21 protein-coding genes are annotated in these 26311 nt (G+C 41.8%); 6 read left to right on the top strand and 15 right to left on the bottom strand.

The genetic code is table 11. The annotated features are described in order from the left end of the window. Positions 1 to 6: 6 nt before the first annotated feature. A complete protein-coding gene (locus FGG15_RS03755) occupies positions 7 to 546 on the bottom strand; it encodes a DsrE family protein (protein WP_138833357.1) in 540 nt (179 codons plus the stop codon). A gap of 133 nt (positions 547 to 679) precedes the next feature. On the opposite strand from FGG15_RS03755, the gene FGG15_RS03750 reads away from it, so the two are divergent. Beyond that, positions 680 to 3004, top strand: a complete 2325-nt coding sequence (locus FGG15_RS03750; protein ID WP_138833355.1) for an ATP-dependent helicase — start codon at positions 680 to 682, stop codon at positions 3002 to 3004. 35 nt (positions 3005 to 3039) lie between these two features. On the opposite strand, the gene FGG15_RS03745 is transcribed toward FGG15_RS03750, so the two are convergent. Then, positions 3040 to 4353 carry a hypothetical protein gene (locus tag FGG15_RS03745; protein ID WP_138833352.1) on the bottom strand — a complete coding sequence of 438 codons (1314 nt, stop codon included), beginning with the start codon at positions 4351 to 4353 and terminating at the stop codon, positions 3040 to 3042. Positions 4354 to 4511: 158 nt separating this feature from the next. On the opposite strand from FGG15_RS03745, the gene FGG15_RS03740 reads away from it, so the two are divergent. Next, on the top strand, positions 4512 to 5132 hold the full coding sequence (locus FGG15_RS03740) for an L-threonylcarbamoyladenylate synthase (RefSeq protein WP_138835380.1): 621 nt from the start codon (positions 4512 to 4514) through the stop codon (positions 5130 to 5132). Positions 5133 to 5186: 54 nt separating this feature from the next. Here FGG15_RS03740 and FGG15_RS03735 read toward each other — a convergent pair whose 3' ends face one another. From FGG15_RS03735 to FGG15_RS03725, 3 genes are all read right to left on the bottom strand, one after another. Continuing rightward, on the bottom strand, positions 5187 to 6059 hold the full coding sequence (locus tag FGG15_RS03735) for an OmpA/MotB family protein (protein WP_138833350.1): 873 nt from the start codon (positions 6057 to 6059) through the stop codon (positions 5187 to 5189). Between the two features lie 98 nt (positions 6060 to 6157). After that, positions 6158 to 7159: a glycosyltransferase family 2 protein gene (locus FGG15_RS03730; RefSeq protein ID WP_138833348.1), complete on the bottom strand. Its 1002-nt coding sequence runs from the start codon at positions 7157 to 7159 to the stop codon at positions 6158 to 6160. Between the two features lie 12 nt (positions 7160 to 7171). Then, positions 7172 to 7618, bottom strand: coding sequence for a type I restriction enzyme HsdR N-terminal domain-containing protein (locus FGG15_RS03725; protein ID WP_138833346.1), 447 nt, complete (start codon positions 7616 to 7618; stop codon positions 7172 to 7174). 26 nt (positions 7619 to 7644) lie between these two features. On the opposite strand from FGG15_RS03725, the gene holA reads away from it, so the two are divergent. Beyond that, positions 7645 to 8646, top strand: a complete 1002-nt coding sequence (gene holA, locus FGG15_RS03720; protein WP_138833344.1) for a DNA polymerase III subunit delta — start codon at positions 7645 to 7647, stop codon at positions 8644 to 8646. A 2-nt stretch (positions 8647 to 8648) separates the two neighbouring features. Here the strand turns inward: holA and FGG15_RS03715 are convergent, their stop codons facing one another. Further along, positions 8649 to 9026, bottom strand: coding sequence for a DoxX family protein (locus FGG15_RS03715; protein WP_138833342.1), 378 nt, complete (start codon positions 9024 to 9026; stop codon positions 8649 to 8651). 198 nt (positions 9027 to 9224) lie between these two features. On the opposite strand from FGG15_RS03715, the gene FGG15_RS03710 reads away from it, so the two are divergent. Then, positions 9225 to 12005 (top strand): M16 family metallopeptidase, encoded by a 2781-nt coding sequence (locus tag FGG15_RS03710; RefSeq protein WP_138833340.1) that lies wholly within the window; start codon positions 9225 to 9227, stop codon positions 12003 to 12005. Positions 12006 to 12037: 32 nt separating this feature from the next. Here FGG15_RS03710 and FGG15_RS03705 read toward each other — a convergent pair whose 3' ends face one another. From FGG15_RS03705 to uvrA, 4 genes are all read right to left on the bottom strand, one after another. Beyond that, on the bottom strand, positions 12038 to 14449 hold the full coding sequence (locus tag FGG15_RS03705; protein WP_138833338.1) for an alpha-ketoacid dehydrogenase subunit alpha/beta: 2412 nt from the start codon (positions 14447 to 14449) through the stop codon (positions 12038 to 12040). A gap of 158 nt (positions 14450 to 14607) precedes the next feature. Then, positions 14608 to 17382 carry a gluzincin family metallopeptidase gene (locus tag FGG15_RS03700; protein ID WP_237561787.1) on the bottom strand — a complete coding sequence of 925 codons (2775 nt, stop codon included), beginning with the start codon at positions 17380 to 17382 and terminating at the stop codon, positions 14608 to 14610. A gap of 70 nt (positions 17383 to 17452) precedes the next feature. Further along, the gene (locus FGG15_RS03695) at positions 17453 to 18139 is read right to left on the bottom strand and encodes an LOG family protein (RefSeq protein WP_138833334.1); all 687 of its coding nucleotides are present in this window, start codon (positions 18137 to 18139) and stop codon (positions 17453 to 17455) included. A 15-nt stretch (positions 18140 to 18154) separates the two neighbouring features. Beyond that, positions 18155 to 21016 (bottom strand): excinuclease ABC subunit UvrA, encoded by a 2862-nt coding sequence (gene uvrA / locus FGG15_RS03690; RefSeq protein ID WP_138833332.1) that lies wholly within the window; start codon positions 21014 to 21016, stop codon positions 18155 to 18157. 105 nt (positions 21017 to 21121) lie between these two features. Between uvrA and FGG15_RS03685 the strand changes: the two genes are divergently transcribed. After that, a complete protein-coding gene (locus tag FGG15_RS03685) occupies positions 21122 to 21649 on the top strand; it encodes a hypothetical protein (protein ID WP_138833330.1) in 528 nt (175 codons plus the stop codon). 71 nt (positions 21650 to 21720) lie between these two features. On the opposite strand, the gene FGG15_RS03680 is transcribed toward FGG15_RS03685, so the two are convergent. From FGG15_RS03680 to FGG15_RS03670, 3 genes are all read right to left on the bottom strand, one after another. Then, entirely contained in the window at positions 21721 to 22233 is a 513-nt protein-coding gene (locus FGG15_RS03680) for a hypothetical protein (RefSeq protein WP_138833328.1), read from the bottom strand. 225 nt (positions 22234 to 22458) lie between these two features. Then, entirely contained in the window at positions 22459 to 23235 is a 777-nt protein-coding gene (locus FGG15_RS03675) for a DNA alkylation repair protein (RefSeq protein WP_138835378.1), read from the bottom strand. 35 nt (positions 23236 to 23270) lie between these two features. After that, on the bottom strand, positions 23271 to 23870 hold the full coding sequence (locus FGG15_RS03670) for a TIGR03915 family putative DNA repair protein (RefSeq protein WP_138833326.1): 600 nt from the start codon (positions 23868 to 23870) through the stop codon (positions 23271 to 23273). A gap of 104 nt (positions 23871 to 23974) precedes the next feature. On the opposite strand from FGG15_RS03670, the gene FGG15_RS03665 reads away from it, so the two are divergent. Further along, positions 23975 to 24736 carry an XRE family transcriptional regulator gene (locus FGG15_RS03665; protein ID WP_138833324.1) on the top strand — a complete coding sequence of 254 codons (762 nt, stop codon included), beginning with the start codon at positions 23975 to 23977 and terminating at the stop codon, positions 24734 to 24736. Between the two features lie 44 nt (positions 24737 to 24780). Here FGG15_RS03665 and FGG15_RS03660 read toward each other — a convergent pair whose 3' ends face one another. Together FGG15_RS03660 and FGG15_RS03655 are read right to left on the bottom strand one after the other, a co-directional pair. Further along, complete coding sequence (locus tag FGG15_RS03660) at positions 24781 to 25227, bottom strand: hypothetical protein (RefSeq protein ID WP_138833322.1); 447 nt, start codon at positions 25225 to 25227, stop codon at positions 24781 to 24783. 89 nt (positions 25228 to 25316) lie between these two features. Next, complete coding sequence (locus FGG15_RS03655) at positions 25317 to 26192, bottom strand: DUF1338 domain-containing protein (RefSeq protein WP_237561738.1); 876 nt, start codon at positions 26190 to 26192, stop codon at positions 25317 to 25319. Positions 26193 to 26311 lie beyond the last annotated feature (119 nt).

The following is a 26311-nucleotide window of genomic DNA, read 5'->3' as shown; positions in this document are numbered from 1 at the left end:
TCAATTTTAAAATTTTATAAGTTGATAGCCTTCATTTTGAAGTTGGACCAAAGCCGTCATGGCCGACAGGGAAATTTGTACCCCCGGAATAAGGTCTTCTTTGGCAATTTTATTGTGAGCAGCGGACTGTCCGCAAATTATGACCGGCACATCAATTTCCAAAAGGGATTTAACCAGCTCCAAATTGGGATTGTCCTTTTTATATTTTTTCTGATACACCACATTGGACAATACATCCTTACTGGCTCCGCCATGCACAACCAAAGCCACTTTCAACTGGTTGTTGGGAACCCCACTTTGGGCGTGCATATTTAAAAAACGGGCTGCGGTTTCAATACGTGCGTTTCTACTGCTATGGGAATCCGCCTTTCCGGTCACATCGATCACAGCCTTAAAGGTGATGTCCTTTTGAACCTTGTAATCTGGGTTGTTTACTTCATAAACCTTCCCAAAATCAGTTATGATCGGTCCGGCCTCTGCGGTTTGGGAATTTGTAATACAGCTAAAAAGAACAAACAGGGGTAAAGCTAGGAGATGGAATCTCATTCAGTTTCAAATTAGTCTCTAAATATATCAAATTCGAGCTAAATGGATTGCTGTTTATAAGTATTAACAGGATCATTTTAGCATGAGTTCAATATTGGCTATTTTCACCTTTACTTTTTAAATACCTGAGCGTTTGGATACTTTTTTGGATGAATTGAACGATGCGCAACGGGCACCGGTATTGCACAAGGATGGCCCCTTGATGGTTATCGCAGGTGCTGGATCGGGCAAAACGAGGGTATTGACCTATAGGATTGCGCATTTGATGGAGCAGGGGGTGGATTCCTTCAATATTCTGGCTTTGACCTTTACCAACAAAGCGGCCCGTGAAATGAAAAAACGGATTGCCACCATTGTTGGGAATTCTGAAGCCAAAAACCTGTGGATGGGAACTTTTCACTCAGTTTTTGCAAAGCTACTTCGGTTTGATGGTGATAAATTGGGCTATCCAAGCAATTTTACCATCTATGACACTCAAGACTCCCAGAGATTGATTGCGTCCATTATCAAAGAAATGGGACTGGATAAGGATATTTATAAGTATAAACAAATACAGAACCGGATTTCTTCCTATAAAAACAGTTTAATTACCGTCAAGGCCTATTTTCAGAACCCGGAGTTAGTGGAAGCTGATGCCATGGCGAAGCGCCCAAGGCTGGGAGAGATTTATCAGAACTATGTAGATCGATGTTTTAAGGCGGGGGCCATGGATTTTGATGACCTGCTACTCCGCACCAATGAGCTTTTGACCCGCTTTCCGGAGGTACTTATGAAATATCAGGACCGGTTTAGGTATATCCTTGTGGATGAGTACCAGGATACCAACCATTCCCAGTATCTTATTGTGAAGGCTTTATCAGACCGGTACCAAAACATTTGTGTGGTGGGGGATGATGCACAAAGTATTTATTCTTTCCGCGGGGCCAATATTAGCAACATTCTCAATTTCCAAAAGGATTACGACGATGTTGGAATGTATCGCTTGGAGCAGAATTATAGATCAACCAAGAACATTGTCAATGCTGCCAACTCCATTATCGCCAAAAACAAAAACCAGCTTGAAAAAGTGGTTTGGACTTCCAATGACGAAGGCAATAAGATAAAAATCCATAGAAGTATCACCGACGCGGAAGAAGGGCGTTATGTTGCGGGTTCCATCTTTGAGAACCGGATGCAGCATCAATTGATGAATGGTGAGTTTGCGGTATTGTATCGGACCAATTCCCAATCCAGGGCCATAGAGGATGCCTTGCGTAAAAGGGATATTCCCTACCGGATTTATGGAGGACTTTCTTTTTATCAAAGAAAAGAAATTAAGGATGTGCTGGCCTATTTGCGTTTGATCACCAACCCCAAAGATGAGGAAGCTCTAAAACGGGTGATCAATTTTCCGGCAAGAGGCATTGGTCAGACCACTGTGGATAAACTTATTGTAGCGGCCAACCATTATGGTCGTTCAATTTTCGAGGTTATGGATAACCTGTCCAAATTGGAACTAAAGATCAATGCTGGAACCCAAAGAAAGTTAGGCGATTTTGTGACCATGATAAAGAGTTTCCAAATCATGAACGAAGGTTCGGATGCCTTTATCTTGGCGGAACATGTTGCCAAAAAAACAGGCTTACTCCTAGAGTTTAAAAAAGATGGGACACCTGAAGGCATTGCACGGATGGAGAACATTGAAGAACTCTTGAATGGAATCAAGGATTTTGTGGAGGGGCAAAAAGAACTGGCTGATTCCACTGGGAGCCTGACGGAGTTTTTGGAGGACGTGGCCTTAGCAACCGATATGGATAAGGACACTGGGGATGATGACCGAGTGGCCCTTATGACGATTCACTTAGCCAAAGGATTGGAATTTCCGTACGTGTACATTGTGGGAATGGAGGAGGATTTGTTCCCATCGGCCATGAGCATGAACACACGTAGCGAATTGGAGGAAGAACGGAGATTGTTCTATGTAGCGCTGACCCGAGCTGAGAAACAGGCCTATCTCACTTATACCCAAAATAGATATCGCTGGGGTAAGCTAATTGACGCTGAACCCAGCCGCTTTTTGGAAGAGATTGAGGAGCAATATGTGGAAAACTTAACCCCGGTCAATGATGGATATCGCTACAAATCCATGATCAATGCTGATATTTTCGGGGATGTGGACAAGAGCAAGTTGAGACAGATAAAACCGCAAAACGGTACCCCATCTTCGGCGAATCGACCCAATGAAAATCAACTGCGTAAACTAAGAAAACTAAAACCAGAGCTTTCAGCTACAAATACCAATGCCTTAGATCCTAACCTCATTGAAGGTTGTCTTGTTAACCATACCCGTTTTGGCAGGGGTAAAGTCATTAAGATAGAAGGTGTGGGTAATGACAAAAAAGCCGAGATTCAATTTGAAAAAGGGGATATTAAAAAACTACTGCTCAGATTCGCGAAACTGGAGGTACTTGACCAATAACGCCTTCATTTTCAATCATTGAATCAAAAAGCCGGTTACAACTTGGCTAGCTGATTGTTCGCAATGCTACTGCAAAAAATCTGGTTGGTAAATTCCACGATGGGATGCTTCTCCCTAAAACGTACCGAATAAACTTTAAAATAGGCCCTATTGATTCCAACTGATGAACCGCATGATACTTCATGGGCATTGGAAACCAAATAGGATTCGGTTTTCTCTGCAAAAAGGATGGAGTCGTCCAAGATAAAAGCCTTGGTCAAAGGGCTTGTCCACTTGAAACTTTTGCTATCGATGTCATACAGATGTAGCATTTCCTTGTTTGTGTCCAATTTTTCTGAAAAGAACAGAAAACCATCTTTTTTGGCAACTAAACTTGTTTTTCCCTCCCAATGAATTTTAAAATCACCATTCCCAATAAGGGTTAATGACTTGTCCTCCTCTTCATTATAATTCATTTGCACCTCCAGCTCATCCTCAAACAAAAAAGTTCTACTATTTGTCCCTTCAAATGTTTTAGCTGCTTCCGAGCCTTGGAGGAAGTTGTCTGAACTTTTAATTTCAAAGGCTTTGGAGTTTATTTTATGGCCAATGGTAGTAGAGGCTTCAATGTAGTTCACGCTTTTATGATCGGCCTGGAGCTCCAATGGTCTATAAGCCAGTGTTGTTCCCCAAGTCTCTGGTTTTAGAATTAGGGAACCATCCATTTCAACATTAAAATCCAACTGGGAAACGATGGAACTTTGCCTGTTGGGAAAGATTTTGGCGAGTTCCATTCCATTTTCATTGATGGTATAGCTATCTATTCGGAAGAATTCTTCGTTGATATTGGTAACACCTTGACCTTGTAACAGATAAAAGTTTTTTGTGCCAGTTTTGATTGTGTGGATTTGCTGATAAATCATGGAATCTCCATATAAAGAGGTAGGGATTATTTTGCCATTATTGGTATAAAGGGCAATATTCCGAATACCTTGAAAAGCTCCTTGCATTCTAGACTCCCATGAAAACACGCCGATTTTTTCGTCCCTGGAAATGGTAAATAAAAAATCATGTTCCAGAATACTATATGATTTACAAACCTCCTTCAGCAGCTTTTTGGATTGGATTCGCTCTATGGTTTTTCGAATTTGCTCGTTGATCAAAACCGCCTTTTCATTAAAACCCGTATGGTTTGCGTCTAAGTCATTAAGAAGGGAAACATTGTAGTCTAGATGGGCAATGAGTTCCCTACCATGCTCAAAATGGGGAGGGGTTTGTGTCTTTTTGGATAGATTGTGATTGCCACAGCTTGTCAAGAAAATGGTGAAAATGCCAAGAAGGGTGAATGATCGTATTCTGGAGTTTATCATTTTTGGATGGATTGGGTTGTACTTTATCAAAAATGCAAGTTCGAGAGCTTACTTTCTGGACACAATTGACGGATGGCCCATATGAATTGACGAATGCCGCTTTTGGGGATATTCTTTGTTACTTTGTAGCTCGAAAAAAGGTTAACACCTCGCATGAAATGGCTGAATTGATCAAACTCTTTGAGGAGAACCCCAACCCTAGACAGGTTGAGAAAATAGGAGATGTGTTGCGCAAGGGCGGATTGATCATCTATCCTACGGATACGGTGTATGGCCTGGGTTGCGACATTACAAATTCCAGGGCGTTGCAGCGTATTGCTCGAATTAAGGGAGTGAAGTTGGAAAAGGCCAATTGGTCCTTTGTTTGTGCCGACCTGAGCAATCTGTCCGATTTTGTGCGCCAGATAGACACCTCTACTTTCAAAATATTGAAGCGATCCCTTCCGGGACCCTATACCTTTATTCTACCAGGAAACAACAACCTTCCCAAAGATTTCAAGAAGAAGAAAACGGTGGGAATTCGTGTTCCCGACAATGAGATTGTAAGGGCCTTGGTCAGGGAACTGGGCCATCCGATTGTCTCCACTTCCATATATGATGAGGATGATATTTTGGAGTATACTACAGACCCAGAACTGATCTATGAAAAATGGGGAGAATTGGTAGATGTTGTGATTGATGGGGGATATGGTGGCAATATAGCTTCCACCGTGGTGGATCTTTCCAGCGGTTATCCTGAAATCGTCCGTGAGGGAAAAGGGGACTTGGATATCTTCTAAATAAAAAAAGCGACCCATTTGGGTCGCCTTTTCTGGTTTTTTTAATGCTTTCGATTAGTTGCCAGAACCGCCAATGGCTGGATCCTTCATGCCTTCCTCGATCATGCTGTAGAATTGATCAATTTTTGGCAATACAACAATACGTGTTCTTCTGTTTTTAGCTCTTTCACCAGCCGTATCGTTGGAAGCCAACGGTACGTAGTAGCTTCTTCCTGCTGCTGTCATACGTTTTGGATCAACGTTGAAATCATTCTGTAAGGTTCTTACAATGGAAGTAGCACGCTTGGCACTCAAATCCCAGTTGTCAACCAAAACACCACTTGAGAAAGGAAGATTATCCGTATGTCCTTCTACCAAGAATTCAAAATCAGGTTTGTTGTTCACCACTTTGGCTACTTTGCCCAATACTTGCTTGGCTGCATTGGTGATGTTGTAGCTTCCGCTTCTGAACAAAAGTTTGTCTGAAATGGAAACAAATACCACACCTTTTTCAACACTTACCTCAATGTCTTCATCGTCAAGATTGCCCAAAACTCCTTTTAGACTCTGAACCAAGGCAAGGTTCACAGAATCTCGACGGGTTACAGCATCCTGCAATCTTCTAATGGTCAAATCTTTTTCCCTTAGGCTTTCCAAAGATTTTTCAAGGTTCTCAGCTCCTTTGGTAGTAAGGGTGGTTAAATTCCCCATGTTGTTGATCAATTCTTGGTTGTTGGCCTTTAGAAAGGCGTTTTGATCTTCAAGGGTCTGTAATCGAGAAGAAGCAGTTGCTTTTTCTTCAAGGCAATCGTTTAGTTTAACGGTTGCAGAATTCAATAAATCTTGGGTCTCTTTCTGTTTGGCCTCAAGATCGGCATATTTTTTTTGTGATACACAAGATGACAACAAAATTGCCATGGACAATGTTCCTAGGAAAACTTTTTTCATAGTACTGGGTATAAATTATTAAGAATTGTTAGATATTTCACTGCTTAAACTATTCGCCAAAATTAGAGAAATTGCAAAGTTGGCGTATTTCGGCATCGTTAATCTTTTACTAAAATGTTAAATCGCTTCACTTGATGTACGAAATGAGACCAAACAATGGATGTTGCGGAATAGTATTTTAATAAAACTTTTGCTTTTTCCCTCTTTTTGTAAAGTTTTCTAAAGTTACTATAAAAACTGAGATGCGCACGCATAATGGCGAGGCAATGGCCAAATTTTAATTGAAGGATAAACCGGACCCCGGCAATCCCATCCAACAACAACCTAAAAAAGATTATAGTGAAAGCAACTTTACCGGGTAAGTTCTTGGTAATGGAGTAGAGGGAGTTCCTGAAATTAAGAAAGGTTTTCTTGGGATCCATGTTGGTGAGTGTGGAACCCCCAAGGTGGAACACATGGCTATGTCCAACATACAGCACATGATGCCCCTGATTCTTAGCCCTCCAGCAAAGGTCAATCTCTTCCTGATGTGCAAAATAATCCTCGTCAAACCCACCAAGGGACCTAAAGACCTCACTTTTAATAAACATACAGGCACCGGTGGCCCAAAAAACCTCTTTGATGTCATCATATTGACCCGAATCTTTTTCCAGGGCCTGAAAGATCCTTCCTCTACAAAATGGGTAACCCAAACGGTCAATGAACCCTCCTGCGGCTCCGGCATACTCAAAATACTCTGGCCGTTTTAGATCCAAAATCTTGGGTTGAACTATGGCAGTTTCGGGTCGTGTCTTAAAAACTTCCAGTACAGGATCCAACCAATTGGGAGTAACCTCTACATCGGAATTCAATAAACAGAGGATATCGGCATCCACATGTTTTAGGCCATCGTTATAGCCCTTGGCAAATCCGCCATTGGTGGCATTCGTAATAACCTGTACACTGGGATAGTTTGCTCTTAGGAATTGGACGGAATCGTCCTCACTTGCATTATCCACCATATGGACACTGGCGTTTTCGGAATGGGACATGACGGTGGGGAGAAACTTTTCAAGCAAAGCTTTCCCATTCCAATTCAGTATGACGACCGCAACTTTCAAAATGGCAGCAAATTAACGGCTAAAATCAGGAATTTCCTTCAAAAACTTATATTTTTCACCTTCAAGATCCATTTTGCAGTAATAATGGTTCAATCCGTTGGTCACCATTAAATACTTGGAATGCAATTGTAAATTGTATCTGGCTATTTGATCAAAAGTGGTTTGGTCAATAGTAACTTCCGGAGCCTTGCATTCCACCAATAGATTAATGGACCCATTAGGTTGAAACACGACCACGTCGTATCGTTTTTTTAAATGGTTAACTACCAGCTGTTTCTCTACGTTGATTAAACTTTTTGGATATTTCTTTGTTTCGACCAAGAAATGAACCACATGTTGGCGGACCCATTCTTCGGGCTGCAGCAACACAAATTTTTTACGAATAATGTCGAAGATTTGGAGCCCTTTTTCGCTACTTTTGAGTCGGAACGGATATGAAGGGAAGTCCAATGGCTGCATGGGACAAATTTGACGATTTTTTCTGAATGGATAGGGTAAAGGAAATAGTTTCTGACATAAAACTGGGGAATCCCAAACCCATTTACTTTTTAATGGGGGAGGAACCTTATTATATAGACCGGATTTCCCAATATATTGCTGACAACGTATTGACGGAGGACGAAAAGGGTTTCAACCAAATGGTGCTCTATGGAAGGGATACGACTGTGGATGAAGTCATTGGTAATGCCAAGCGGTTTCCTATGATGGCAGAGCATCAGGTGGTAATTCTTAAGGAAGCGCAACATCTCTCCAGAACCATAGAGAACTTTGTTACCTATGCGCAAAACCCACAACCCAGCACAATCTTGGTGATTTGCTATAAATATAAGAAGCTGGACAAACGGAAAAAACTGTACAAAGCCGTTCAAAAAACGGGGGAACTATTCGAGAGTAAAAAGCTGTACGAAAATCAGGTAGCGGAATGGATCAGGCGAACCTTGTCTGGTAAGAAGTATAAAATTTCACCTAAGGCAGCCATCATGTTAGTGGAGTTTCTTGGAACCGATTTAAGCAAAATAAGCAATGAATTGGACAAGCTAACCCTCGTCGTGCCTTCCAACGTTGAGATTACCCCGGAACTTATAGAACAGCATATAGGAATTAGCAAAGATTTCAACAACTTTGAATTGAAAAAGGCCCTGGGAGAGCGAGATGTTAAAAAAGCGGCTCGCATTGTGGATTACTTTGCCCAAAATCCCAAGGATAATCCTTTTGTGGTCACTATAACCCTATTGAACACATTTTTCACGCAGCTTTTAAAGTACCATGGTCTCAATGACCATTCTCCAGGCAACGTAGCCAAAGTGTTGGGTGTTAATCCCTACTTTGTAAATGAATTTACCGTTGCAGCCAAAAACTATCCAATGAAAAGGGTGAGCGCCATTATTTCCAATCTTCGCCAATTGGATTTAAAAGGAAAAGGAGTAGGTGCCAGCAACATGGCCCAAGCCGATTTGCTTAAGGAAATGCTGACGGCAATAGTTTAATCTTATTTTTTGTCCACGCTATACTTGCCAGGACCAAGCAAGAACACCACTATGAAAACCACAGCAAAAAGAAGTGCCTTTTCCTTGGTGCCAAAAGGATCCTCTGCATGCACCCGGAATGCTGCCACCAGCATAACCAAGGTGGTTGGAATCGCGGCCCAACGCGTTTTTAACCCGATAATCATTAAAATGGGACAAATAAATTCGCCAAGCACTGCCAAGAACAAAGAGGGTCCTTGACCTATTCCAATGGGGTTGGCAAACTCCATATTTCCGCTGATCAACTTTTGGAATTTCGGATAGCCATGGGTAAGCATAAAGGCTGAAGGAACGATCCTTAGAATTGCCAATCCTAAATGGATCAAAAGATTATTTTTCATTGGTGGGGGATTTTGTTTTCGTGAAAGTATAAATTATGTTTCAACAAAAGAAAAATAGGCATCAAAAATTAAATAGGCACTGAGGATGAGAATAAACTTTACAATAGGCCTTTGCAAGAGCTAGCCGGACAGGATGATAAAAATTTAGTACCTTGTTAAACAGTTTTAACATCAATCACTTAACGAAAATTTTATGTCATGAAGAGACTTTTGACTTTCTTGGTAATGGTCCTGTTTTGTGTACAATCACAGCTGGGACAAAACTTTCAATTTAAAGCGGATCAAATTGAAATTCCGCATAAAAAATACCGACTTCCCAACGGACTTACTCTATTGGTCCATGAAGATCATAAAGCACCCATTGTTGCTGTGAACGTTTGGTATCATGTAGGTTCCAAAAACGAAAAACCAGGTAAAAGTGGGTTCGCACACTTGTTTGAACATCTAATGTTCAACGGTAGTGAGAACTTTAACAAAGATTATTTCCAAGCTTTGGAAAGTATAGGGGGTACGGATCTAAATGGAACCACCAATACGGATAGGACGAATTACTTTCAAAATGTTCCAGTTTCTGCCCTAGATCAGGTGCTTTTTCTGGAATCAGATAGAATGGGACATTTGCTGGGTGCCGTTGATCAAGCCCGGTTGGATGAGCAACGTGGGGTTGTCCAAAATGAAAAAAGACAGGGAGAGAACCAACCCTATGGAAAACAGTGGAACTATTTAACCAAGTCCATGTATCCCAAAGGTCATCCATATTCGTGGACGGTCATTGGTGAAATGGAAGATTTGAACGCGGCTTCCCTTGAAGATGTTCAGGAGTGGTTCAAATCATATTATGGAGCAGCCAATGCTGTAGTTGCAGTGGCTGGCGATATAGATCCTGAGGATGTTTACCAGCGTGTTTTGAAATATTTTGGTGACATTCCCGCCGGACCAACCATTGAACGTCAAGAGGTACGCATTCCAGAAAGGAGTCAGGATACCTATCAAGTTTATGAGGACAGGGTTCCCGAGACCCGGGTTCTCTTTGCCTGGCACACACCTCAATTTGGTAACAAAGAGGACCTACACTTTGATTTGATTTCTGCCATTTTGACCAGCGGTAAAAATTCGCGCTTGTTCAAAAGGTTCGTGTATGAGGACCAGACGGTCAGTCAGGCCGTTTCCTTCCAGGCCTCCAGTGAGATTTCCAGCAGGTTTATTACCTGGTTGAATGTGAAACCCGGTCAGGATGCAGATCAATTGAAAATTCAATTGGAGGAAGAAATCCAAAAGTTAATGGATGAAGGCCCTACTGAGGCTGAATTGAATAGGGTAAAAGCAGCGTATTTTTCCAATTTCATAAAAGGTTTGGAAAGGATTGGTGGTTTTGGGGGAGTCTCAGATATTCTGGCCTCCAACCAGACTTATTTTGGAGATGCAGCCTATTACAAAACCGTGTTGAAATTTGTAGAGGACGCAACAGTTTCCGATATCCAAAAAACGGCCGAGAAATGGTTGAGCAAGGGGAAACACGTTCTGGTTTGCAATCCTTTTCCGGAATACAGTGTTGAGAAATCTACTGTGGATCGCTCTAGCTTACCGGCACTTGGTCCTGAAAAAAGTTCAAAATTTCCCAATTTGGAAAAGGCACAACTATCCAATGGATTGAATGTTGTTTTGGCAAAGCGTACAGGTGTTCCCACGGTGGTGGTCAATATGGTGTTTGATGCTGGCTATAAAACGGATTACCTATCCAGCCCGGGTACTGCCCAGTTGGCCATGAACCTCATGGATGAAGGAACCAAGGACTTAAATTCCTTGGAAATCAGTGAAAAATCTGAGCTTTTGGGCGTTAGTTTGAATACATTTTCCAACCAAGACCAGTCCAACGTGTTCATGACCACCTTGAAACAAAGTTTTGATGCCAGTATGGACTTGTTTTCTGATGTGGTGTTGAACCCAGTCTTTCCAGAAGCCGAGTTTGAACGTCTGAAAAATGAGCAAATCAACAACATCAAAAACGAAAAGGCCCAACCCATTTCCATGGCGCTTCGGGTTATGAACAAGTATATGTATGGTGAAGGGCACCCCTACAGCAATCCGTATACGGGAACAGGATATGAAGAAACTGTGGAAAAACTCACCCGTGAAGATGTAGTGAAATTCTATGAGACTTGGATGAAACCCAACAATGCTACGCTTATTGTAACGGGAGACATTGAAATGTCTGAGCTAAAGTCCAAGTTGGAAAAAACTTTTGGCAAATGGAAAAAGGGAGATGTTCCCACGGTAGTTTTCAATGAGCCACAAGTGAATTCCAAAAATACCCTGTATTTAATGAACAGACCGGAATCACAACAGTCGGTTATAATTGCAGGACATCTAACAGAGAAGTATGGTGGTGTTTCGGAAATTGCTCTGGAACAAATGGTAAGTATACTTGGAGGGGATTTCACCTCAAGAATCAATATGAACCTAAGGGAAGACAAACATTGGTCCTACGGTGCAGGTGGATTTGTACTTGGGTCCAAAGAAGAAAGACCTTTTATTGTTTATGCACCGGTTCAAACAGATAAAACTTCGGAATCCGTTACCGAATTGAGAAAGGAGATTTCGGAATTTATTTCTACGCGCCCCGCTACCCAACAAGAACTCGATAAGGTAAAAACAAACCAAGTGTTAAGTTTGCCCGGGCAATGGGAAACCAACAGCGCGGTGAATACCTCCATTAGAAATCTTCTTCGGTACAATCTACCGGATGACTATTATGAAACCTATGACCAAAATGTACGGAGCCTTTCACTGGATGATGTGCGCAAGGTAAGTACCCAAGTGGTAAAGCCAGAGGCCGTTAATTGGTTTATGGTGGGTGATCGTGCCAAGATTGCCAGTAAATTGGATGAACTTGGTTTTGATAACATCATAGAGATAGACGCGGACGGAAACCCATTGGTGCCGGCTGTGCAGCAACCGGAAACCGAGTTGAAAAACTAATTAAAAAGCCCCCGATTTATCGGGGGCTTTTTTTATCTCAATTGTGGATAGGAAACGGGGTCCATCTCGTGCATAATGGCATAGACCTTTTCGAAAATATCCTCTGCATTGGGCTTGGAGAAATAATCCCCATCCGAGGCGTACGCCGGTCTGTGTTCCTTGGCCGTGAGGGTTTGCGGAGCACTGTCCAAATACTTATACCCTTCTTGGTTTTCCATTATTTCTTGTAGCAAATAGGCAGAGCATCCACCTGGCACATCCTCGTCAACAATAAGAAGTCTATTGGTTTTCTGAAGACTTTTAACCACGTCGTGATTTAAATCAAATGGGAGTAGGGACTGCGCATCAATGACCTCTGCGTCAATACCCACTTCCAAAAGCTCGGAAGCTACTTTTTGAACAATTCTCAGTGTTGAACCATAAGACAACAGCGTAATGTCCTTACCTTCTTTCAATGTTTCCACCTTTCCTATAGGTGTGCAAAACTCTCCCAAATTGGAGGGTTTCTTTTCTTTTAAGCGATAGCCGTTTAGACTTTCAATGACAATAGCGGGTTCATCGCTTTTTAGCAGTGTATTGTAAAACCCTGCAGCTTGGGTCATGTTTCTGGGAACTAGAATATACATGCCTCGTAACAGGTGTATCAATCCACCCATGGGTGATCCAGAATGCCAAATACCTTCCAGTCTGTGTCCGCGTGTTCTAACAATTAGCGGTGCCTTTTGCTTTCCAACGGTTCGGTACATCAGGCTGGCTAGATCATCACTCAAAGTTTGGATTCCGTATAGAATGTAATCCAGGTACTGAATTTCCGCAATTGGACGAAGTCCTCTGAGGGAAAGACCTATTCCTTGCCCAATGATTGTGGTCTCACGTATTCCGGTGTCCGCAACCCGTAGCGGTCCGTATTTCTTCTGAAGTCCCTCCAGTCCTTGATTCACATCCCCAATATTCCCGGTATCCTCGCCAAAGACCAAAGCCTGCGGATATTTGGCGAAAAGTGCATCAAAATTGTCCCTTAGAATGATTCGTCCATCTACTTCTTCAGCACGGCTGTCATATGCCGGCTCCTGTGTTTTAACTTCGGTAGCCTTGCTGTCCAACTCATTATAGAGGTGGGAGCTGTATTTGGGTTGAACTTCGTTCAAGAAGTTTGCTATCCATTGTTGAAGGGCAACCCTTTCTGGATTTGTTTCCCCAAGGAGGTATCTTAATGCCTTTCTGGCTTTGGAGGCCAAATCTTTTTTGATGGGCTCCTCAATGGCAATCAAATCGTTTTTCACCTTGCTGATGAAACTACGATTGGGGCTCTTGGAGGCAGCGCTTTCCAATAACTGGATCAATTGTTTTTTGGCTTGGATATGCGGTTGAAGGAATTCTGCCCAAGCTTCTTTTTTGGCGGCACGAACTTTAAGCTTGATTTCCCTTTCCAAAGTTTTTAGCTCTTCTTCGGTCTTTATACCGTTTTCAAGAATCCACTCTCTAAATCGCTTATTGCAATCATTCTCCCGCTCCCATTCTAATCGCTCGCTGGATTTGTAGCGTTCATGGGAACCCGAAGTGGAATGTCCTTGAGGTTGTGTTAGTTCTGTGACATGAATCATTACGGGAACATGATCTTCCCTCGCAATGTCCGATGCGTTCTCAAAGGCATGAATCAAGGCCGTATAGTCCCAACCTTTGACCTTAAGAATTTCGTAGCCAGGGGTGTCTTTATCTCGCTGTAAACCGGACAAAGCTTCTGAAATATCCCCTTTTGTTGTATGGAATTCCGCAGGTACTGAGATACCGTATTCGTCATCCCAGATACAAATGATCATTGGAACCTGCATGACGCCAGCAGCATTAACCGTCTCAAAGAAATGACCTTCGCTGGTACTCGCATTTCCAATGGTTCCCCAAGCAACCTCATTTCCGTTGTTGGAAAAGTTGGTCTGATCAATATCCTCTAGGTTTCGATATAGTTTGGAGGCCTGTGCAAGCCCTAACAAGCGTGGCATCTGACCGGCTGTACAGGAGATGTCTGCGCTACTGTTTTTTTGTTTGGTCAAATCTTTCCAGGTCCCGTCCTCATTTAAGCTGTGGGTCACAAAATGGCCTCCCATTTGCCTCCCAGCGCTCATGGGCTCTTTTTTCATATCCGTGGTGGCATATAGCCCATGGAAAAACTCCTTTGGGTTTAGGTAACCCAAGGCCATCATAAAGGTTTGGTCCCGATAATAACCGCTCCTAAAATCCCCGTCCTGAAAAGCTCTGGCCATGGCCAACTGCGGTAATTCCTTTCCGTCACCAAATATTCCAAACTTTGCTTTTCCGGAAAGAACCTCCCGTCTTCCCAATAGGCTACATTCCCTACTTGTGACCGCAACCTGGTAATCCTTAAGGATTTGGGACTGGAAATCATCAAAGGAAATATCGCTGCTTGTCTTGGAATGGGGTTTCATTGGCACAATTGAATTTGCGCAAAAATACTAAAATAGAAGCAGAATGGCAACAGTGAAACCTGTTAATAAAGTAATAATATGTTATAAAAAAAGCATTTTTATGGAAAATTATGCAATCAAACGATAATTAAGAGCCTGTTTTTTGAGAATGCTTCAATCTAAAACCATTTTCTGGTAAACAGTCCGATAAGTGTTTTTGGGCTGATAGTGACCACGAAACGAATACGTTCCCCGTAATCCCTTTCTGCAATTTCCCAACCTCTGTTGCTATATACAGGAAAGTAGAGTTCAAAATAGTCCGTAACCAAATTTAAACGAACCCCAGAATCGTAAACAAAGCGGGCATTTTCCCCTTTGTTGCGGATATACCCCAAATCTCCATAGGCTTCTATCCACCTCCAAATGTTGGTGCTGGCGTTTGTGGTAACAATCCAATCGTTGGCAAAAGGGTTTTCCAATTTGGATTTAAAACCACCCTCTGCAATGATAATTTGCTGGCTATAGATTCCTGAGTTTTCGGAACGTCCTAAATAGTTTAGGTCAAACATATAATCCGTGGGTCTGTCCAAGGCAAAGCTGAAGAAATCCGAGTCCGTGTTGTTTCGCAAAAATTTACCCGCATACAAGCGAAAGTTAAACTGCCTGTTGCTTTCAAATAGTTTGCGATATTCCAGCTCAAAAGCCAGTTTTGTAAAGTCGCTGGAATGTTGGGCATCCAAAAACCAAGATGTGTAGTTCAAAATATCATTGTCCACATCTATAAACCTGAGATTCAGCACCCCATAATCCGGTTCTGTGTCCAGTTGGTCCGCAATACTCTCATCAATATTTCTAAAAACACTTCGGTATCGCAGCAATAGGCTCTGCCTTCGATTCGAAATTAGATTATCCGGCCTCCATCCAAATGAGACTGCGGGAGTTAGCGTAGTGTATCGGGAATTGACTTGAAAATGTGAGGTTGATCCCGCAAAAACATAATTGGAGACAAAGAGGCCACTTTTACCGTGATATTTCCGGTAACGAAAACTAGCTTTGCCCACTACTGTTTTTTCCAAAAACGAATAGGTGGGAGATATATCATATTGAAATGGGCGCTCCAAAAAGGTTTTGTTGTAAATACGTAGCCCAGGGGTTATCCCATCATACACGTTGAAATTGGCAATAGGGACATAAAATATCTGATGGTAATAAGGATCTTCCGTGTCCTTGAAAAATTGAAATTTTAATCGCTTGTTACTGGCAAAAAAACCATTGAGCGTTTTCCAGTTATCCCGCTGGTTGAATTCCGGGATCTTCTTATCATAGTTGAGCACTAGCCGGTCTTCACCATTTCTTGGAATGGTAAAGGTTCTGGAGGTGTCTATGTCTTTAAACCAATACTGGGATACCACAGAATCCTTGTTAAGCCCAAAAAGGGAAATGGGAACCTTGGTTCCCCGTTTATTTTTAATCACAAAAGTCAGCGAATCCTCGTATTTTTCAACCTTCTTAATCTTGTAGTCAATCTTCTTTCGTGTAGAAACATATTCTTTAAAGAACCAATCCACATCCTTTTCAGCGTGCTGTTCTATTTCCTTTTGGAAATCCAAGGCTTTTACCGATGGATTCAGCATATGACCTCTATAAAAAGAGGTAATGCTGCTATCTACCTTCTGACCTCCTAGGTATTCAGCCAAATAGGACATGCCCAATCCAGCTTTATAACCGTTTGCGATTTTTTGATTGAATTTGATCAAGGAGTCATTAGGTGTGTCCAAGGCCTGATCTATATTTTTACGGGCAGACAGCATACTGAGGAGTGCATATTGCTCATTGAAGTCCATCTGCGCTAAATGAAATCCTCGGAATCCCCAGATTTTGGATAGTTTGCCCGCTAATTTCTGGTCAGGATAGTGTTCCTCCACATATTTGATCATCAAATAATTACCGATGGCATCCAGCACCCAACGTTCCGCTCTTGGGTCCAAATAAATGGTTTCATTTAAAAAACTATGGATGGCGGTTTTAAGGAATTTCATCTCAAACTGAAACTGCTCTTCATAAGGCCTAATAAACGAGGGTAATTGGTTGATTCCATACAAAGGACTTTTGTTGTATGAAATTTCACTTACCAGAAGATTGGGGTGCGGATACTTGCCCAGGTTTTCATTTAAGAAAACCGCAATCTTATTTATGGAAATACCCTGTGAGATTTTATCATAACGGTTGGATTCCAAGTCTGTAGTAACCGTGATCATTCCGGTTACATGTTTGGTGAACCTGGATGTTCTTTCCAAGATGATTTCGCAGTTTTTTCTATTGTCCCCTTGAAGCTGTATGAATTGCCCACCCGGAAAATTGGATTTCCCAATGTCGATAAAGTTAGTGGACAAAAATAGTTTATCAGGATAGGTGAAGTTAATGGAAGTGTTGGCTGGATCCGTGTAATTGTCATCCAAATCCATGTTGTCGTACAGTTTCCAACCATCATCATACACAGCCGGGGTAAGGTACCAATCCTTTAAATGATACTCCCCGTTAGGGCCAAACCCGTAGGCGGTAAACTTGGCATTGGGCAGTTTGATGGTGTAGGTAAAAAAAAGCTGTACGGATGCACCTGGAGCCAAGACCTCTTCCAATTGTACTCGAATAACATCGCTATTACCCATTCTATTCCAACTTAAGCCAGCATAGTTTTCTCCAACAATACTAACCAAATGGGTGTACCCACGTTCTTTGTCCTTGGCTAAATGTAAACTGCGTTTGAATTCTTCCCCAAAACGTTTGGCAAGTGCGGTTTTTTTGTTGGAAAAAGCGTGGTTCCAGTCGTTGAAATAAAGAGCGGTCAACCCATCCTTGGAGGTGTTGACATAGGTAAACTTTTGTTTGATTTCAACTTCCTTGGTTTCGTCTTTTAAGGCAGCTGTTATTTCATTGGTGTGCTGCCCCAACATCCTGAACCCAACAAGAAGGAAGAGCAATGAAAAATATGTTATGCTTTTTTTGTTCGCCAAAGGCAAGGGATTAAAAATTGGGGCTTAGGTTACGCCCTTTATAGAACGCATCAATAATATCAACAACAGCTTCGGCAGAATCCACAATTTTAATCAAATCCAGATCATGGGCACTAATGTTACCCGCGTTCAGCATGGTTTCCTTGATCCAATCTATAAGACCACTCCAGAATTTGGTGCCTACCAAAATAATAGGGAAGGTATGAATCTTGTTGGTTTGAATCAGTGTTATAGCCTCAAACAATTCATCCAAGGTGCCAAACCCACCGGGCATGACCACAAAACCTTGTGAGTATTTTACAAACATAACCTTTCGGACAAAAAAGTAATCGAAGTCCAGGTTTTTATCATTGTCAATGTATGGGTTATCATGTTGCTCAAACGGAAGATCAATATTGAGGCCTACGGAAGTTCCTCCCGCAAGGTTGGCTCCTTTATTTCCTGCTTCCATAATTCCTGGTCCGCCACCGGTGATTATTCCGTACCCAGCTTCCGCTACTTTTTTGGACACTTCCACGGCTAACTCATAATAAGGTTGTCCGGGTTTTACCCGCGCCGATCCAAAAATAGAAACACAGGGGCCAATTTCACTCATCTTCTCAAAACCATTGACAAATTCACCCATAATCTTGAATATGGCCCAAGAGTCATTGGTCTTTATTTCATTCCATCCTTTATGGTGCTGTTCTTTTCGCATTTGAATAATCATGTATTATACGGCAGGTGCAATTTTCCGTTTGGATTGCTCAAGCTCCTTCTTTAAAAACCGGGCTGTGTAGCTTTTATTGTCCTTGGCCACCGCTTCCGGTGTACCTTGGGCAACGATCATTCCGCCACCACGACCGCCCTCATATCCTATATCAATAATATAATCCATCATTTTTATGACGTCCATATTATGTTCTATAACCAAAATGGTATTTCCTTTGTCCACCAATTTGTTCAAAACTTCCATCAAGACCCTTATATCTTCAAAATGCAGTCCAGTTGTAGGCTCATCCAAAATATAAAACGTATTTCCTGTATCTCTTTTGGAAAGCTCGGTTGCCAATTTTACTCGTTGGGCTTCGCCTCCTGAGAGCGTAGTAGATTGCTGTCCCAAGGAAATATATCCCAACCCAACATCTTGAATGGTCTTTAGCTTCCTATGAATTTTGGGGATGTTCTCGAAAAAGTCCACCGCTTCATTGATGGTCATTTCCAAAACATCCGCAATGGATTTTCCCTTGTACCTAATCTCCAAGGTTTCTCTGTTGAATCGCTTGCCATTACAGGTCTCACATTCTACATATACATCAGGTAAAAAGTTCATCTCAATGACCTTGAGACCTCCTCCTTGGCAGGTTTCGCACCTTCCCCCGGCCACATTAAAACTGAACCTGCCGGGCTTGTACCCACGGATTGTTGCCTCCGTGGTTTTGGCAAACAGGCTCCTGATTTCACTGAAAGTACCGGTATAGGTTGCCGGATTGGACCTTGGTGTTCTTCCAATAGGCGATTGATTGATGTCAATAACCTTGTCCACATGCTCCAAGCCCGTAATCTTTTTATAAGGCATAGGTTTTTTCACGCCATTGAAGTAATGGGCGTTCATAATCGGGTAAAGTGTTTCATTGATTAAGGTGGATTTTCCACTTCCGGAAACACCGGTTACACCTATCAGCTTCCCCAAAGGAAACTGTGCCGTTACATTTTTAAGGTTGTTACCTGTACAGCCCGAAAGAACAATTTTCTTCCCAGTCCCTTTTCTTCTATTGGAGGGAACGGGAATTTCCCGTTCTCCAGTGATATATTCAGCGGTTAAGGTCTGGTGCTGTTTTAGTTCCTCCGGTTTGCCTTCAGAAATAATTTCCCCACCATGTCTTCCGGCCTTTGGCCCAATATCAATAACATGATCGGCATGTTCTATCATGTCCCGGTCATGTTCCACCACAATAACAGAATTTCCTATATCCCGAAGGGATTCCAAGGAATTGATAAGTCGTTCATTATCTCGCTGGTGCAAACCAATACTGGGTTCGTCCAATATATAGAGCACCCCAACCAATTGAGAGCCTATCTGTGTTGCCAATCGTATACGTTGCGCTTCCCCACCAGAAAGCGATTTTGAGCTACGGTTCAAGGACAGGTAGTCAAGTCCAACATCCAGCAAGAATTGAACACGGGTTCTGATTTCCTTGATTATTTCTTCGGCAATTTTTTTCTGGTTACCTTCTAGGTTGCTTTCCAATTGTTTGAAGAAATCTGCCAACTCTGCTATGTCCAGCTGTGCCAGTTCGGCAATGTTTTTTTCGCCTATTTTAAAATATAAGGACTCTTTCCTTAATCTGGCGCCCTGGCAACTGGGACAGCCCACTTTGTCCATATATTCCTTGGCCCATCTGCGGATGGATGTGGAGTTGGCTTCATCAAATTGGGTTTTGATAAAGTTGGCAATGCCTTCGTAATCAATTTTATACTGCCTTTTTACTCCCAGTGTTTTGGAGTCCACTTCAAAACTGTCCTTGCCACCATTTAAAATAATGTCCATTGCCTCAGCAGGAATCTTTTCAAGCGGATCCGTCAAATCAAACTTATAGCGCTGTGCTATGGTCTCCAGTTGTTTGAAGGCCCAGGATTTTTTGTATTCGCCTAATGGGGCAATCCCTCCAGCTTGGATGGATAATTTCTTATTGGGAAATATCTTCCGTTCTCTTACCTCAAACACATGTCCCAAACCGTTGCATTCTGGACACATGCCTTTCGGGGAATTAAAGGAAAAGGTATTGGGCTCAGGAGTAGGGTAGGAGATCCCTGTTGAAGGACACATTAGATCCCGGCTAAAATATCTGGGCACGGGCTCGCCTTCTTCCAAAACCATAAGCACATTGTTGCCACTGTACATGGCGGTATTGATGGTTTCCCCCAATCGCTTCTGGAAATCTTCTGATTCAGATACCTTGAGTCGATCAATGACAATCTCAATATCGTGGGTCTTGTAGCGATCTACCTTCATGCCTTTCACAATATCCAGGATTTCGCCATCAACCCTCACCTTCACAAAACCTTGTTTGGCAATTTGCTCAAAAAGTTCACGGTAATGTCCCTTTCTGGACTTTACCACAGGTGCCAGAACATTGATTTTTTTGTCCCGGTATGAATCTATGATCAAATCCTTTATCTGCTCATCGCTATAACTCACCATTTTTTCTCCTGTGTTATAACTGTAAGCATCACCGGCTCGTGCGAAGAGCAAACGGAGGAAATCATAGACCTCGGTAATGGTGCCCACAGTAGAGCGTGGTGACTTGGATGTTGTTTTTTGTTCAATGGCTATAACTGGGGAGAGGCCATCGATTTTATCCACATCAGGGCGTTCCAATCCCCCGAGGAATTGTCTCGCATAGGCCGAAAAGGTCTCAATGTAGCGTCGTTGCCCTTCCGCATAAATGGTATCGAAGGCCAAAGAGGATTTTCCACTTCCGGAAAGGCCTGTGATGACCACTAATTTCTCACGAGGAATGGTCACATCAATATTTTTCAGGTTGTGGACCCTGGCGCCTTTGACTTCAATATTTTCTTCGTAGTTAATCATAGCACAATTTGCTAAAATAAGGTTTTGATACTTAAAAAGGAAGCGTGTTCCAGTTTCGTTATTGACAATGGATGGCTTATTTTTGAGTTCTTTAAATTGACACAAATGAAACTACTGGGCATAGGCTCTCGTATTAACCATCCTGAGTACGGTAAAGGGGTGGTGACCAATGTATCTTCCCAACACTATTGGGTCACATTTTTGGAAAATGGTTTGGAAACCATTGATATTGATTCTGACTTTGATGTAATTGAAGGAGTTTCTGATGAAGTGGATACCGTTAGCTTTTTTGATGTGGAAAGTTCCTTGGTGTCCATCCTTAAAAAATGGAGTGATACGACTGAAAAAGTTGCCATTGCAGATAAATGGCGTGGTGGGAAATTGGTTTTGGAACCTGGAGATGATTTGGCCAACAAGGAAATGCCCATTGATACGTTCTTTCATAAGATTGTGATGGTACGTGACCGTATCAGGGTTATGGAGCAGAAAATCAATAGTAGTAAAAATCTTGATGATCAGGAAAAAGTAGATTTGCAACAATATATCACCCGTATTTATGGAAGCCTGACCACTTTTAACGTATTGTTCAAAAATAAGAGTGATCAATTTATCGGTGATCGGGGTAAGTCTTAAGGAGATATGCTTCCAATGCAATGGGCGAGGTTTTTTCAAATTGTAGTAGTGACGCTCGATATCCAGATTATTTAGGGATGTTTTGAGCGCTTCAGCAAAGATCTCCAATCTTCTTTCCTATAGGGGCTAAAATTGGAATCTTCCGTTCTTTTTTCAACGAAATGGATTAGATTATTCTGTTTAAAATAATAACGGTACTCATTGCCTTCCGTTTTTATGAAACAAAAAATCAACGCACCGTTTTTGTAGATGAACTCATTTACTTCATTTCTTGTGTCGATATCAAAATCACGTTTTTCATAGACTAGAACACCATCAGTTCCATATTTTGGACCATCATTTAAATTTTCAACCGTGAGAAACCATTTTTCTGTAAAACCATGGTAGCTACCTACAGCCGGCATTGTTTTCCGAAGTACATTTTCTTCCGAAAGCACAACATAAAAGCTTGGGTTTTCATTTTCCCTGGCCGTATCCATTTGTTCTTTTAGGTCATAGTAGTACTCTTTTATGGAATAGATTCCATTGTCTTGAGCATGGGCTTTAGCGATAATTAGAAGCAGGGCAATCCACATATATTTCATAGGCGTGACTTTTTTGGCCCGCTATTTGGCTGGGCTTAATAGTATTGTTTTGAATAAAATGAGGTTGAATAGTTGCATTTCATCCAAGAAATGCGGGAGGAGGTAAAAAACCAAAAATAGCAATTTATGCTCTTCCTTTTGTAAAATTTCGGAATCATTTGGGAATTGGGTCCTAACTAGACTGTGGGATTTTGGTTTATTCTTTTCATAAAAACTGATTCCTATTTACTGTTGCGTCAGAATCCGTTTTGCCCATTGATCATCTTTCTTTATTAAATAACGCATGGCGTGCTTTATAATCCACTTGCGCTGTGGCGTTGCATTGGGAATCCAGTTTTCTACCCAGGCTTTACCAACTTCAGGATTGTCCTTTAAAACATCGTTGATGCAGTTGGCTACGGACTTTTGCACGTATTTACTGGAATCATCCTTCAGGTTGTCCAAAATGAGGAAAATTGGACTTGGGTCTTGAATGAACTGATCTAATTTACTGGCCCAGGGCAATCTTGGGCGCACACCTTCGCTACTTAATCGGCGTACATGTTTATTATTGTCCTTGGACCAGGACAGCATAACTTCCAAGGTTTGTTCCGGGAATTTTTCCAAATAGGGTCTAATGGTATATTCTCCGGTATTCCGTTGTGTAATTTCCCGAATTGCGGACATGGAAGTGTCAAAATGGCCCAGTCCATACTTCTCTACATATTTGGCAATGGGCATCACCCAATAAAACTCCTTGAACATCCCTGTTTCTTTTTCATTTTTGGGGCCAAGGATATTCATCAAGTGGGAGGCTGTGGTGGGATAGTCATTCGGCAAATGGGTGTGAAGCGCATCCGCCATTAATTCCACACGATCTTTTAGTTCGAGGTAGGCCAATTTTTCAGCCACTGAATTGACAAAGGAAACCTTATCGAAATCCACACCATTTGCAAGGAGTTTGCCCGCAAGGAGTTCGGCCAAATCTGTATCGAACCATAGTTTAAGTTGTTTATAAGCCATGTTCGCTTCGGAAAGTTTAAAGATAGTTTTCAAAATTAAACTGCAGCCCGGACTTCTGTAGTATTCGAAATTAATTCCAAGCCCAAAGTACTGAATCTAATACCGTACTTTCTTTTATCGTCAAAGACTTGCCAGTCCCTTCCCTTGTAGGTTTGCCGTAGATGTTTGGACAATAGGGGCAATACGTTGTATTTGGGTTTGATATGGGCCGCCCCAGTTTCTTGGGAGAGCTGGAACTGCACAAAAGCTTCCATCCGGCCTTTTTCCCGAGCAACCTTGTTGGACTGGATGTTTAGGGTGTTTATAATATCATTGATATCAACTTCCGGTGAAACGATTCCCATTATGGATTGAATATAGTGATACAGTAAGATTTCAATATGGGATTGTTCACTTAGAAATGCATAGTATATTCTTTTTACAGCGGTATGATTCTTTTGATTAACACCTGACCAAACCTTTTTGGCCAAGGCAACATCCGTTTTGACATAGGTGGTGTTGGCAAAAAGTTCACTGGCCCCAGCGCCTTGTTTTTGAATATTGATAATAGGCCATTTGTGTTCAAAAGCTTTAAATATTAAGGTTAAAAAGCCATTAAAAGTACTGTCGTAGATGATTGTTTTACTTGATCCCATGATATTACATCTTGTAATTTGTCCAAAATTATGGAATTATTCCTAAATATGGAAATAGTCCAAATATTTTTTTGGAAATAATCCAAATTCTATATATTTGAGGTATGGAAAACGAGCTGACACTTAAGCGATTTATTGATATTAGAAGGGATTTGGGGCATACCCAAGCAGAGTTTGCCAAGCTTTTGGGTATATCCAATACCACTGCGGACATTGAACGGGGTCGAACCAAATTGTCTGGAAAAGTGGTAGTTGAACTTTTACGTCAGTTCAATATAAATCCTTTATGGTTGTTTGGGGAAAGCGAAGACAGACATTTGGAAACTTCAAGAACCAGTGTTATTCCAAAAGTGGTCACGGTCAATAGTGAGGAACAGGAGAATATGGTATTGGTCAACGCCAAAGCCGCAGCGGGTTATCCCCAAAATATTGCAGATACAAGTTGGTACAGGCAATTGCCTGCTTTTGACATGCCTATTCCCGAGTTTAGGAACGCTACGTATAGAGGGTTTCAGGTTGAAGGAGACAGTATGTTGCCCAATTTACGGCCAAACGATTGGGTATTGGCCAGGGCCATTGAGCATATAGACCATGTGAGCGCCAACAAAATGTATGTGGTTGTGCTCCAAGATGCCGTATTGGTCAAGAAGATTGAAAGACGACCCAATTCCAACAATATCACTTTGGTATCCCTTAATGAAACCTACCCTCCCTACGAAATAAAGCCTTTTCAGATACAGGAAATTTGGGAGGTAAGTAGCAAGTTGACCTTTAATCTGGATGCCACCACAGAAACGGGACTGCTGCGTCAGTTGCAACAGTCTATGGAAGAATTGAAACAGCAGGTGGGCCAGGTAAAAAATTAGGAGGCGCCCAAAAAGACGCCTCCCAGTTCCATCCCTTAAGGGATTTACTTCCAAATAGCCCTACATTTCTTGTTAGCCCAAAAGGGTTTGAGATACCCATCGCGTAACACTAATTCACTTCCATTGATTTTGATTTTCTGGGCGATGTAGTGATTCTTAGGAAGTTTACGGGTTCTAAAAACGGTAGCTGTCAAAGGTTGCCCCGTTTTTTTGCGAACAAAATTCTTGATTCGAGCGGTGGGCCCAAGATGAACATTGTACAATTCATCATTGGATAGCACCCAAATATGGGTTCCAGAAGCTGAATTACCTGTACTAAGCTCACATGGTCCAGTGCTTACACTTTTTATAACACCCTCAATGACCGACAAATTTGGCAATGAATCCAGTTGGGACAAACCCTTAGCATCCCCCATTCCTTTTTGTCCGAACAGAACGGTAGACAACAACAAGAAACTTAGCCAAATTGCGGATTTAGTAAAAAAGACCATCTTCATTTTTTTGAAGACGAAATTAGTCACGGCCTCAAAACCATCCTATGATTTTGGTCAGTTTGGGTTAGTTTTTTTGAAGAATTTTACTAGATTATTTTAGCGGTTTGCTCAGTGTAGGTGCTCTCAAAGATTTTATCTGCGTTTGCAGCCTCAAATCCCTCCCTGCGATGGTTGCGGGATAATTGTTCCTTAGCTAAAGTTTGAAATTCTGGTAGGGGAAGGCGTTCTGCAAATTCAACATAACTCCCGGCTATTTTGGTTTTTTCCCCATTGGCGAATTCAGCATCCACCATTTGGGCTACAGAACTGCTTTGTCTCAACAGACCATCATTACTTTCTTTGAGTTTTCCCCCGGCAGTGTTCAATACAACCCCTATGGATTCCAAAAAATTATTGAAGTTTTCCAAAGAGGAGTATGCTTCAGGAAGTTCATGTACACTAATCGTGTAATGGTTCAGGTAATACCGGTTATAAATGACCCAGGCGGCATATTCGCTTTCTTCTAGAAGAAGTTTATAGTCTGCTAAGGTTGGCAATGACCCTAAGGGTTTGTGGAAGAACTCCCCAACAGCAGTAAGATCGTTCAGATTCAAATGGTCTACTGGGTCTGAGGTAACTTGTCCCGTGTATTTTCTAATAATGCCTTGAGCTTGTTCGGACAGATCCTGAACGCGCAATTCACTAATGAATATTCGAGGTAGTCTTTCTTCCAGCGGGGCATACCAATAGGCGTCCAGTTTTTTCTCTGGAAAATGGTAAGGCTCCATCCGTTTGTACCCATGGTGCAGGAATATTTTTTCAAAGGAAGCAATACCCAAGTTGGGCACGCCCAAGGTTCGAAAAGCAATATGATCATTTACTATAGCCTCTTCATTTGCGATAAGCTTGTTTTGAATCATGGCAGAGATAATTTTGTCCACATCCGCTACACGCTTTTTATAGGGGGTAAAGAGTGCTTCCATTATTGAGTCCAAGGGGGTTTGTTCTGTAGAAATCATATTTAGCTATATTGAAAGATTTACTGGACGTAAAATTAATTGTACTTTTAATAGTTAACAATAATTATTTAATCATAAATAAT

Source organism: Flagellimonas algicola (assembly GCF_005937185.1).
Classification (GTDB): Bacteria; Bacteroidota; Bacteroidia; order Flavobacteriales; family Flavobacteriaceae; genus Flagellimonas; species Flagellimonas algicola.
The sequence above is the reverse complement of the archived record's forward strand: the minus strand, read 5'-3'. Positions and strand labels throughout refer to the sequence as shown.